Here is an 11,817-nt window from a genome sequence, read left to right on the forward strand (position 1 = left end):
CGGCGGGGCCGCCCTCCTTCTCGCCCGCAGCGCAGGTGCCGGGACGCCCCACGGCGGGCCGACGCCCGCCGCACCGAGGCCCTAGGACACGGTCTGCGCCGTTGTGCGGGTCAGCTTGGCCGCGACCACGTCGGCGACGCCCTCGGCATGGTCCTCCAGGTAGAAATGGCCCCCGGGGAAACGGTGGATCTCCGTCCCCGACGTCGAGTTCAGGCGCCACTGCTCCAGCTGCTGCGCGCTGAAGACGTCGTCGGCCCCGCAGCACACCACGATCTCCGCCTCGGTCACGCAGCGGCGCTGCTTGTTCAGGAAGGACTGGGACAGCGCGAAGTCCGCGCGCAGCAGGCGGGCGGCACGCTCGCGCAGCTGGGCGTGGCCTCTGAGCCGCTCGTCGACGAAGCCCCCGGACGCCTCGGCGATCCGGAAGATCTCCTCATCGCCGGTGGCCAGCGCGGAACCCTCGAAGGGCAGAACCGCGCCGACCGGACCGGAGTTGGCCGAGGCGAACAGGGTCGAGCAGCGCATGCCACCCTCCCGCTCCTCCAGGCGGGCCACCAGAGCGAGCCCGAGATAGGCGCCCAGGCTGTGCCCGAACACCGCGAACTCACCGTCGATGTGGGCGGTCCGCTCCACCAGCCAGTCGACGGCCTCCTCCGCCGAGGTGGCCGGCTGCTCCCGCCAGGACCGGCCGCGTCCGGGCAGGTCGAGAGGGACCGGCTCGATGTGCGCGGGCAGCGCGGCGACCAGTGCGTCGAACACCCTGGCCGAACCGCCCGCGTGATGCAGCAGGATCAGTGGGAAACGGGTCACGAGAGGGTGCCTCCTGGTCGGTCGACGGGGTGCGCGGGGCGCGATGTCCGGGCCGGGACGGGGCGGCGGCGCGGGCGCCTCACCCCGTCCCGGGTTCAGCCCTGCCGGTGCGGCACGAACGGGAATCCGCGCCGGCTCTCCTTGGCGACACGGTTGTGACCGAACTCGTCGACGCCCGAGACGAGGACGGTCCCGTAGTTGTCGAGCGTGATCCCGCCGCCGTACTCGTCGACCTTCTCGGTGCCCGGATAGACCTGCACCTGGGTGGGTACGAACCGCGCGGCGTAGCCCATGCGGTAGTCCTTCTTCGCACCGGTGTGCGGCAGCGAGGCGTGCATGAGCGTGGACCAGAAGATCACGCACTCGCCGGGCTTCATGACCAACGGGAACGCCTGTGACTCGTCCGGCTTCCAGTCCGGGTCCTTCTGCAGCTGCCGGTAGTCGTAGCCGAAGAAGCCGCGCTTCACCCCGTCCTTCTCCCGGGCGTTGAACGCGTCCGCGTCGTAGGACATGCCCTTGGACTCGTCGTAGTTCATGTGCTTGTGCGTGCCCGGCATCAGCTGCAGGCAGCCGTTCTCCCGGGTGGAGTGCGTGAACGCGGTCCACACGGTGATCGTGCCGCCGAACGCGGGCAGTCCGTCCTGCGAGGGCCAGACGATCTGGGGGCTGCCGCTGGCATGGGCGAAGTTCGCCGCCTGGTGCCAGTCGGTCCCCTCGTCGCCCTGGAACTTCGGGAAGAACTCCGAGCGCCAGCAGAGCAGATCCGGGCCGAGGATCGAGGCGACGCGATCGACGATCTCCCGCTTCATGATGTGCTCGGACAGCAGATCGATGTCCAGGTGGCGGTCGTAGTTGGAGATGCTGCTGGCCTTGCCGGACCCTTCCGGGTAGATCGCGTGCGAGCGATCGCGAAGCTCACGCTGGATCGTCTTCCAGCGCGTCTCCATCTCCTCGACCTCGTAGATCTTGACCGGGCCGAGGAATCCGTCGCGCTCGAACTGCTCCAGCTCCTGCCGGGACAGGGCGAACGTCTGCTGCTCAGTTGTGATCGTCATAGTCCGTCAGCTGCTCTTCGTCCGTGAATGGAGGTTTTCCATGACGTCCGCGGCTGTTTCGCCGAGGCTCTTCTCGAAAAGAATCTGCAGGTCGAGTTCGACGCCGAAGGCGTCGCTCACCCGCTGATTCAGCTCGATCGCCAGCAGGGAGTGACCGCCCAGATCGAGGAAGTTGTCGGCTGCTGTCGCCGGCTCCTCCAGAATCTCGGCCGCCCAGTCGACGACCGAGCGTTCCACGGTCACGGGGTCCCGTACTTCCTCTGATGTCAGCTGGCTCATGCGCGTGGGATCTCCTCTGTCCAGACCCGGGCGACGGCCGCCCGGTCGACTTTTCCGTTGACCGTGCGCGGCATCCCCGCAAGGGACAGATAGCGCGCAGGCTGCATGTAGGACGGCAGCAGTTGCTTGATGTGCCGGCGCAGCTCGTGCGATTCCACCGCCGGCAGATCCTCACGAGAGGTGTAGGCGCAGACCAGACGGAAATCGGAGGGCTTGAACTCGTGGACGGTGACGACCGCGTCCAGCACCGCGTCGTGCCGGCGCACGGCGGTCTCGACATCGCTCAGCTCGATCCGGTAGCCGCGCAGTTTCACCTGCAGATCGGCCCGGCCGTCGTACACCAGACTGCCGTCGGCGGAGCGGCTGACGAGATCCCCGGAGCGGTAGTAGCGCACCGGGGTGCCGGCGGCACCCTCGGCCACGGCCGGAAACTTCTGTGCCGTCAGGTCGGGGCGGTTGAGGTAGCCCTCGGCCACCTGCGGCCCCGCGAGCCACAGTTCGCCGATGTCTCCCGGCGCCGCCTCCTGCCCGTCCTCGTCCACGACACGCGCCACGAAGCCGTGCAGCGGCTCGCCGATGACGGACGCGTCACCGGCCAGGTCCTCCTCCGTGACCTCGTGAAAAGTGGTGAACACCGTGGTCTCGGTGATGCCGTAGCCGTTGACGAGGCGCGGCTGGGCCAGCCCGTACCGCTTGGCCCACGCCCGCAGCGTGGGGGGCGACAGCTTCTCGCCCCCGAAGACGACGTAGCGCAGGTCCGGCAGGTCGGTCTCACCGCGGGAAGCGGCCTCGGCCAGCGCCGCGAAGGCCGTCGGGGTCTGGTTGAGCACGGTGATGCCCCGGCCGCGGATCAGCTCCAGGCACCGCTCGGGTGAACGCGCGGCCCACTGCGGCAGTACCACCAGCTCGGCGCCCGTGCCCAACGCCCCCCACATCTCCCAGACGGAGAAGTCGAAGGCGAGCGAGTGGAAGAGCAGCCACCGGTCCCGCGCGGTGAACCGGAAGACGCGCGAAGCGCTGTCCAGCAGGGCGTGGACGTGCCGGTGCTTGATCGGCACGCCCTTGGGCAGGCCCGTCGTTCCCGAGGTGTAGATGATGTACGCGGTGTCCTCGGGCCCGGGGCCGGCCGGTGGCCGGGAAGAGCGCGCGGAGGCGGTCCGCGCGGCCGCCACATCCGCCGGGCCGACCACGGTGCCCAGCCGGGTCGGCAGCGGCTCCTCACCCCACGAACCGACCAGGGCCCTCGCCTCGCTGTCACGTGCGATGAACTCCCGCCGCGACAGCGGATGCCGCACGTCCACCGGCACATAGGCGGCACCGCACTTGAGGATGCCCAGCACCGCCGCCACCGCGCCGACGTCCGGTTCCATGCGCAGGAGCACGCGGTCACCCCGTCGTACGCCGCGCGCGTGCAGCAGCTCGGCCACGGCGTCCGACCATCGGTCGAGCGCGGCGTACGTGAAGCTCTCGTCGGCGCCCGACAGCGCGATCCGGCCGGGCCAGGCCCGGACCGATCCCGCGAACCTGCCGATCAGATCGTCGACGGGGGCAGGCCCTCGTCTCTCATCGCCCCTGGGTTGCAACATTCATCCCCTCAAGTCAAGGCGCGCGCGGTGGAACGCACGGCTCACCGACGGCGTCAGCGGAACGTGATGGCACCCGCAGGACACAGATGGACGGCCTCTCGCACCGCATCGCGCACCTCCTGGGAGGGCTCGGCGGCAAGCAATTTCACGATGCCGTCCTCTTCGCGCTGGTCAAAAACTCCGGGAGCAGCCAGAACACACTGACCGGCTCCGACACAAACCTCGGTGTCGACTTCGACAATCGATTCCACGGAAAACCTCTCGCCCACTTGATTGTTGGATGAAGGGACATCCAGTGGCATGGTCCTGGCCGCGCGATATTTCGGGAAGACGCCGACGGGTGTTGCGCCGCACATCGGGCCTGCGTCGCACCGTACCAATGCCGGGGCCCGGGGCACCGGAAAGGACGGCTGTCCTGTCGACCGGACAGCTTCGAATGACGTGAGCGGCGCGCTTGCTCCGAGCAGCGTGATACAACCGAAAACCGTCTGCCTGTCGCGGTTCAATTGACCAGAGATCTGCCCGAGTGGCACAGAAAAAGGAGAAGGCGCGCATGTCTGCAGCGTCGATCACGCAACGCAGATCGTGGCTGGTCCACCGTCATGGCGACGACGCGTCCCAGGGAAACTTCGCGGCCGGCCTCGGTATGACGGGAACCCTCGACGTGAGCGCGCTCGAAGCGGCCCTGGCGGACCTGGTCGATCGCCACCCCGGTCTGCGCACCCGCTTCCCGGCGGACCCGGACGGCCTGCCCGTCCCCACCACGGCGCCCGCCGGCCGGCGCTTCGCACTGCCCGCGCAGCCGACCGAGCGGGCTGACCCGAGGCACGTCGTGGACGACGACGTACGCCGTCCCTTCGACCTCACCACCGAAGCGCCGCTGCGCGCCCGGCTGTTCCGCAGCGGCCCGCACCGGCACCATCTGGTGCTGACCGTCCACCACATCGCGTGCAGCCCGCGGTTCCTGCCCCGGCTGCTCGCCGACCTCGGCCACGCCTACAGCGCGCGCCGCCGGGGCGCGCCGCCCCGCTGGACGGCGCCCGCGGCCGACGTCACCGGGCCCCCTTCCGAGGACCCGGCCCGCGACGCCTTCTGGCGGCGCGAACTGGCCGGCCTGCACACCTCGATGCCGCTGCCGGCCGCCCGGCTGCGCACCCCACGGACCAGCCCCGCCGCACACACCCTGACCCACACGGTGCGGGCCGCACCGCTCGTCGCCCTCGCCCGCACCCTGGACGTGCCGCCCGAGCACGTGCTGCACGCCGCTGTCGCGGTGCTCCTGCACCAGACCGGCAGCGGGAGCGACATCACCCTGGCCACCGTCAAGCCGGGCGCGGCCCGCACCGGTTCACCGGACGACCTGCTGCCGCTGCGCCTCGATCTGACCGGCAACCCGAGCTTCGCCCACCTCGTGCGGCAGGTGACGACACGACTGCACGGCGCGGGCCGCCATGACACACCGTTCGCACGCCTGCTCGCCGCACCTCAGGGGCGGGGCGCGGCGACGCCGCTGCTGCAGGTGGTGTCCGAAGCACGGCCCGACCCCGGCGCCCTGTCCGTGCGGCTGCCCGGTCTGACCACGGACGTGTACCTGAGCGCACCGCACAGCACCCCGCACGACCTGCACTTCACCCTGCACCTGCCGAGCGACGAGCGGCACGGCGAGGCGCGGGTCTCCCTCACCCGCACCCGCGACCGGTTCCACGCCGTGACGGCCCAGGCCCTGGCCGAAGGGCTCGCCACCGTCCTGGGCGCCGCGGCGGCCGACCCGAGCGCACGCGCCGGCCGGCTCCCCCTGCTGCCCGCGGCGCGACCGTGGCCCCATGCCCCCACGAGCCCGCCCCGGCCGCTGCCGGCCCGGACCATCCCCGCACTCCTGAGCCGCCAGGTCCACTCGACGCCGGACGCCATCGCCGTGACGGACGCCGACACCACGCTGACCTACCGCGAACTCGACACCGCGGCCTCGGCCCTCGCCCGCAGGCTGCGCCGGGCCGGCGCCCGGCCCGAGAAGATCGTGGCACTGGCCGTGTCGCGCACCACCGACCTGGTCGTGGCCACGGTCGCGGTCCTCAAGTCCGGTGCCGCCTACCTCCCGCTCGATCCGCGCTATCCCGCGGGGCGCCTGGAACTGATGCTGTCCGACGCGGCCCCCTGCCTGGTGCTGACGGACCGCGCCACCAGCCCGCTGCTACCGGAGCACGCCCTGCCCGAGCTTCTCGTCGACGGCCCCGCGACGGACCCCGGCGACGGCACCCGGACCCAGGAAACCGTGCCGCACGGCGACAACCTCGCCTACGTGATGTACACGTCCGGCTCGACCGGCGTCCCCAAGGGTGTCGGCATCACCCACGCCGGCGTCGTCAACGGGGTGTCCCAGCTGACCCCGCTGGTGGGCATGCGTCCGGGCGCGGTGATGCTCGCCTGCACCTCGATGAACTTCGACGTGTCGGTGTTCGAGATCGTCACCGCGCTCAGCACCGGCGCCCGCGTCGACATCGTCCGTGACGTGCTGTCCGTCGTGGAGCGCGGCGGCTGGCGCGGCGACGTGCTGCACACCGTCCCCTCCGCGTTCAGCGAGATACTCGACCAGGTCAGCGGCAGCCTGCACGTGCGCACCGTCGTCTGCGCCGGTGAGCGTCTGCCGGGCGAACTGGTGGCCCGCGTCCGGGCGGAGCTGCCCGCCGTCACCATGATCAACGCCTATGGGCAGACCGAGAGCTTCTACGCCACGGCCCATACGCTGCCCGCCGCACCGCCGGCCGAGGGTCCCGTGCCCATCGGCACCCCGCTGGGCAACATGCGCGCCTATGTGCTCGGGCCCGGCCTCGTCCCCCTGCCGCCCACCGTCGCGGGGGAGCTGTACGTGGGCGGTGAGGTGGGCCGCGGCTACCACGCCCGGCCCGCACTGACCGCCGATCGCTTCGTCGCCGACCCGTACGCGCCCGGGGGGCGGCGCATGTACCGCACCGGCGACCTGGCCCGCTGGAACGCACAGGGCGAACTGGAACTGCTGGGCCGGGCCGACGCGCAGGCGAAGGTGCGCGGGATACGCGTCGAACCCGCCGAGATCGAGGCGGTGCTCACCGCTCACCCCGACATCGCCCAGGCCGCCGTGACGGTGCGCGCCGACGAGCGTGACGGGCACGGCACCGTGGTCGCCCACATCGTGCCCGCACAGCCACCGACCTCGCCGGACGCCCCCGTGGGGCCGTCCCCACGCGCCCTGCGGCGCTATGTCGCCGACCGTCTGCCCGCTGTCATGATTCCCCGCGTGTTCGTCACACTGGAGCGGCTGCCGCTGACCCCCAACGGGAAGCTCGACCGCTCCCGGCTGCCCGCCCCCGGGAAGCACACGCCCCAGCGGCGCCCACCGCTCTCCGGCACCGAGCAAGCCGTCGCCGCGGTCTTCGCGGAGGTCCTGAACGCCCCCGCCGTCGGCGCGGACGACGACTTCTTCGCCCGCGGCGGCGACTCGACGGCCGCGGTCCGGCTCCTGGCCCGGCTCCCCGCGGGGCACGGCCCGCGTCCCACCCTGCGCGCGTTCCTGGCCAACCCCACCGTCGCAGGCGTCGCCCAGCTCTTGACAGGCACCGCGGAATCCCTCTGAATTCCGGCGCGCAATGCGCGGTTCCGCGAAACCGAATCACTGTCCTGTTGCCAGGACACAGCGCATTTGGCGAAGTGGCGGCGACTGAGATCCGTAGGCCATGACCTCTATTGCCAACGAGTTCGGCTCCTAGTTGTCTGGTGGTCGGCCCCGGCGTGCGACACCTCCCAGCCCCACGGGAATTCGAAGGCGCCGACAAAGAACCCTCAGTTCCCATCGGAGCACGGCCACCGTCCATGACGCTCCGTCCCATCACGAGCCGGGAGTGCAGCGTGAGCACTGTGTCCATACAAAGAGCGGTCGACGAGAAGATACGACGTGCGCGTGCGGCCCAGTCCGTCATCGCGAACTGGTCACAGGAACGCATCGACGATCTCGTGGCAGCCGTCGGCTGGCACTGCCACCGCGAGGACAACGCGCGCCGGCTCGCCGAACTCAGCCATCTCGAAACCGGCTTGGGAGACCCCGAGCACCTCTACGAACTGCAGCGCAAGCGAATCCTCGGGCAACTCCTCGAACTGCACGGGCAGTCCACGGTCGGCACCGTGGAGGAGATTCCGGAACGGGGACTGCGCAGGCTCGCCAAGCCGGTCGGGGTGATCGCCGCGGCCAGCCCGGCCACCGCCCCCGGCCCCGGCATCATCTGCAACGCGCTGCCGATGCTGAAGACGCGCAACGCGATCGTCTTCACCCCCAACCCCAGGGCACGGGCCAGCGCCGTCGAAACCCTGGAGGTGATCCGCCAGGCCCTCGCCGAGGTCGGTGCCCCGGCGGACCTGGTGCAGTGCCTGTCCGCCGGAGGGCGGGAAGCCGCGGAGCACCTGATGGCGGCCGCCGACCTCGTCGTCGCCGTGGGCGGCCCGGGGACCGTGCGCCGCGCCTACCGCAGCGGCACGCCGGCCATCGGCGCCGGAGTCGGCAATCCCACCGTCCTCGTCGACGAGACCGCGGACATCCCGTTCGCCGCCCACTGCGTCCACAACGGCGCCGGATACAACAACGGCACCTCCTGCTCCTCCGAGAGCAACGTCCTGGTCCACCGCTCCGTCGCCGGGGAACTGCGCGCCGCACTGCGGTCCGCGGGCGCTCACATGTGCACCCGCGAGGAGACCCGGCGTGTCCGCGACACCCTCTGGGACGACGAGGGCACGCTCGACCGGGACCTGATCGGCAAGCCGGCCGAAGCACTGGCCCACGCCTGCGGCATCAAGCTCGCCGGTCCCGGCAGGACCACCGCTCTCGTGCTGGACGGCGACGGCCCGCAGGCCCCCGGCCCGATCCTGCGGGAGAAGCTCTCACCCGTGGTCACGCTCCTCACGTACGACCACTTCGACGCCGCCGTGCGCCGGATCGACGACATCCTGGCCGACTGCGGGCGCGGCCACAGCGCCGGTATCCACTCGCGACTCGCGGCCCGCGTCGACCAGTTCGCCGGGGCGCTCCCCACCTGCCGGATCGTCGTCAACCAGTCGACGATGACCAACAGCGGCAGCCTCACCAGCGGAGTGCCCTTCACCTCCACGCTCTCCAGCGGAACATGGGGTGGAACCAGCGTGTCCGGAAACGTCACCTGGCATTCGTACGTGAATCTCACGACGATTACGGAACCCATTCCAGAGCGCACCGCGGATCCCGTTCTCCTCTTCGGCCGGCACGGAACACGATCCGTTCCGGAGGGAGCCGGCGAGCGATCTCACGAGAGGGCGCTCGAAAAGGCGTTCTGAACGAACGCGCCGCTATACGTCACGCACCGGGCCGCGCCGACGCCTGCCCGGAAACAGCAACCAAACCATTCAATACCCGTCGTGCTGGGGGAGTGCCGAGTTATGTCTGCCCGTCGCCGTGTGCCGTTGACCGCTCCCCAGCACGGGCTCTGGCTGCTCCACCAGATGGCCCCGGACTCGCCCGTCCTCACCGTCGGTGAGGTGCTCGACATCCGGGGCCCGATCGCTCCGGACCTCTACCGCGACGCGATGCGGCAGCTCATCCACGAAGCACAGACCCTGCGCATCCGCATCGGCGTCGACGGCGACGAGGTGTTCCAGCACATCCTCGACGCCGACACCGTGCCCGTCGAGTTCCACGACTTCAGCGGCGCCACCGACCCGCGCGCGGCGGCCGAGAGCCACCTGCGGGCCGTGTTCACCCGGCCCATCGACCCGACCGCCGAGCCGCTGTTCACACCCGAACTGCTCAAACTGGCCGACGACCACTACCTCTCCAGCCACCGCTTCCACCACCTGGCCATCGACGGCTGGAGCATGGGTCTCACCGCACGCCGGCTCGCGGAGATCTACACGCTGCTCGCGGCGGACTCCCCGCTGACCGCCACGCCCTTCGCACCGCTCCAGGACCTCCTGGACGAGCACTGCGCCTACCGCGACAGCGACGCCTACCGGCAGGACGCCGATTTCTGGCGCCACTACCTCGACGACGCGCCGGAAGCCGCCCGGCTCACCAACGCCGCCCCCCACCTGCCCCGGGGACTGCTGCGCCGCTCCGTCGAACTGGACCCGCGGGCCACCGACCGGCTTCGCGACCTCGCCCGCGGCCGCGGTCTGCGCCGCTCCACCCTGGCCATCGCCGCCGCGGCCGCCTACATCCACCGCATGACCGGCGCCCGCGAACTGATCCTCGGACTGCCCGTCGCCGCGCGGACCGGCGCGCACTCCCGCTCCGTGCCCGGCGTCGCCTCGAACGTCGTGCCCCTGCGGGTCGCGATCGCCCCGGAGACGAGCATCGACGACTTCCTGCGGCAGGTCGCCGACACCGTCGCCGTCGTCCTGCGGCACCAGATGTACCGCTACGAGGACCTCAGCCGCGACCTCAACCTCGTCGGCACCCGCGCGCAGCTCGAAGGCCCGGTCGTCAACGTCATGAACTTCGACTACGACCTCCGCTTCGCCGACGCCACCGCCGGCGGCACCTACTACGGCGTCGGCCCCACCCAGGACCTCGCCTTCCAGTTCCTCGACCGCGCCGACCGCGACGGCTGGGAGATCGAACTCAAGGCCAACGACGCCCTGTACACCGTCGCCGAACTCGACACCCACAACGAGCGTCTCGCCGCCTTCCTCACCGCCCTGGCCGACGCGCCCACCCACACCCGCCTCGGCGACCTCGACGTCCTCCTCCCCGCTGAACGCGCCGCGCTCACCGCCTGGAACGACACCGCCACCGCGACCCCGGACGGCACGCTGCCCTCCCTCCTCGCCGCCCAGGTGGAAAGGACCCCGCACGCGCCCGCTCTCGTCTGCGAGGACGTCGAGCTGACCTACGCCGAACTCGACGAGGCGGCCAACCGGCTCGCCCGCCACCTCATCGACCAGGGGGTCGGCGCCGGACACTACGTCGCGCTGTACCTCCCCCGCTCGGCACGCCTCGTGATCGCCCTCCTGGCCACCCTCAAGGCGGGCGCCGCCTACATACCGGTGGACCCGGCCTACCCCGCCGACCGCATCGCGTACATGCTGCGCGACGCCGGACCGCACCTCGTCCTCGCCACCGGGCAGACCGCCGCGACCCTGCCGCCGCAGGCCGCCCGCGTCATCGAACTCGACGACCCCGGCGTCCTGAGCGCCGTCGCCGGCCGGAGCCCGCGGCCGCCGGTCCACGCCTACGCCCGCCACGGCGCGAGCCCGGCCCTCGTCATCTACACGTCCGGCTCCACCGGCGAACCCAAGGGTGTCATCGAGACCCACGCCGGCATGACCAACCGGTTCGCCTGGTTCCACGACCGCCACCCCTGGCGAACTGGCGACACCGTGTGCGCCAAGACCTCCCTCAGCTTCCTCGACGGCACCAGCGAGATCCTCGAACCGCTGCTCCACGGCGGCACCGTCGTGATCGCCGGCCCGGAGCAGGCCCGCAGCGCCCCGGAACTCGCCCGCCTCATCGAGCGCCACCAGGTACGACGCATGACCGTCGTGCCCAGCCTGCTCGCCGAGCTCCTGGAGAGCGGCCTCCTCGGACCCGCCGCCCGCCGCGCCACCTGGATCACCAGCGGCGAAGCCCTGCCCGTCAGGACCGCCCGGAGGTTCCACGAACTCCTCCCGGACGCCCGCCTCCTCAACTTCTACGGATCGTCCGAGGCCAGCGCCGACAGCGTCTGGACGGAGATCGAACCCGCGGACACCGCGTCCGGGGCCGTCCCGATCGGACGCCCCGTCGGCAACACCCAGGTGTACGTGCTCGACCCCGCACTGCGCGTCGTGCCGCCCGGCGTGGTGGGGGAGCTGTACGTCGGCGGAGCCGGCGTCACCACCGGATACCTCGGCCGGACCGCGCTGACCGCCCAGCGCTTCGTGGCGAGTCCTTTCGCGGTGGGGGAGCGTCTCTACCGCACCGGTGACCTGGCGCGGTGGGGTGCGGACGGGAGGCTTTCGTACGCGGGCCGGGCCGATGACCAGGTCAAGGTCCGCGGCTTCCGGATCGAGCTGGGCGAGGTGCAGGCCGCCCTCGCCGCCCACCCGGACGT

Annotated in this window: 8 protein-coding genes; 3 read left to right on the top strand and 5 right to left on the bottom strand. The window is 71.3% G+C overall.

All coding sequences use genetic code 11. The features are described from left to right. Positions 1-81: 81 nt before the first annotated feature. The 5 genes from VT52_RS26505 to VT52_RS36050 all read right to left on the bottom strand — a co-directional run bounded on the left by VT52_RS26505 (position 82) and on the right by VT52_RS36050 (position 3,972). Positions 82-810, bottom strand: a complete 729-nt coding sequence (locus VT52_RS26505) for a thioesterase II family protein (RefSeq protein WP_046428472.1) — start codon at positions 808-810, stop codon at positions 82-84. A gap of 95 nt (positions 811-905) precedes the next feature. Continuing rightward, positions 906-1,865 carry a chlorinating enzyme gene (locus VT52_RS26510; protein ID WP_046428473.1) on the bottom strand — a complete coding sequence of 320 codons (960 nt, stop codon included), beginning with the start codon at positions 1,863-1,865 and terminating at the stop codon, positions 906-908. Between the two features lie 6 nt (positions 1,866-1,871). Then, complete coding sequence (locus VT52_RS26515; protein WP_046428474.1) at positions 1,872-2,144, bottom strand: phosphopantetheine-binding protein; 273 nt, start codon at positions 2,142-2,144, stop codon at positions 1,872-1,874. Then, complete coding sequence (locus VT52_RS26520) at positions 2,141-3,730, bottom strand: amino acid adenylation domain-containing protein (RefSeq protein WP_046428475.1); 1,590 nt, start codon at positions 3,728-3,730, stop codon at positions 2,141-2,143. Before VT52_RS26520 ends, VT52_RS26515 begins: the two co-directional genes overlap by 4 nt. Before the next feature lie 53 nt (positions 3,731-3,783). Then, complete coding sequence (locus VT52_RS36050; protein WP_240509884.1) at positions 3,784-3,972, bottom strand: ferredoxin; 189 nt, start codon at positions 3,970-3,972, stop codon at positions 3,784-3,786. A gap of 311 nt (positions 3,973-4,283) precedes the next feature. On the opposite strand from VT52_RS36050, the gene VT52_RS26530 reads away from it, so the two are divergent. The 3 genes from VT52_RS26530 to VT52_RS26540 form a co-directional block, all read left to right on the top strand. Next, complete coding sequence (locus tag VT52_RS26530) at positions 4,284-7,340, top strand: non-ribosomal peptide synthetase (RefSeq protein ID WP_046428478.1); 3,057 nt, start codon at positions 4,284-4,286, stop codon at positions 7,338-7,340. A gap of 236 nt (positions 7,341-7,576) precedes the next feature. After that, entirely contained in the window at positions 7,577-9,064 is a 1,488-nt protein-coding gene (locus tag VT52_RS26535) for an aldehyde dehydrogenase family protein (protein WP_079175277.1), read from the top strand. Positions 9,065-9,166: 102 nt separating this feature from the next. After that, positions 9,167-11,817: amino acid adenylation domain-containing protein (locus tag VT52_RS26540; RefSeq protein WP_143070918.1), on the top strand; the 2,651-nt coding region annotated here is incomplete at its 3' end.

The organism is Streptomyces malaysiense (genome assembly GCF_000980885.2).
Lineage (GTDB): Bacteria > Actinomycetota > Actinomycetes > Streptomycetales > Streptomycetaceae > Streptomyces > Streptomyces malaysiense.